Consider the following 411-nt stretch of genomic DNA (forward strand, 5'->3'; position numbering starts at 1 on the left):
GTCCCCGGATTACACGTTGTTGGCTGGTGCGGGAGCAACCGGTGCGACAGGAGCAACGGGAGTTGGTGTAACGGGCGCAACCGGAGATACTGGTACAACGGGAGCCACGGGTGCAGGTTTGACTGGCGTTGTTCCATTCGACCCAGCAGTAGCGCCAACGTATCCAGCCGGTCAGGTGGTGACGTTTGACGGCAGTACGTATATTGCAAATGTGGCATCGCCAACAGGAACACCAGGAACGTCCCCAGATTACACGTTGTTGGCTGGCGCGGGAGCCACGGGTGCGACAGGGGCAACCGGAGTTGGTGTAACTGGAAGTAACGGAGCCACCGGAGACACAGGAGTTACCGGCGTCACTGGAGATACAGGAGTTACCGGTGCCACGGGTGTCAGTGTAACGGGAAGTACCGG

The 411-nt window shown here is 59.4% G+C and carries 1 pseudogene; it reads left to right on the plus strand.

The features are described from left to right. A pseudogene (locus tag A6049_RS33510) lies at positions 1 to 411 on the plus strand (hypothetical protein); the annotation flags it as partial.

The organism is Paenibacillus sp. O199 (assembly GCF_001636635.1).
Classification (GTDB): domain Bacteria; phylum Bacillota; class Bacilli; order Paenibacillales; family Paenibacillaceae; genus Paenibacillus; species Paenibacillus marchantiae.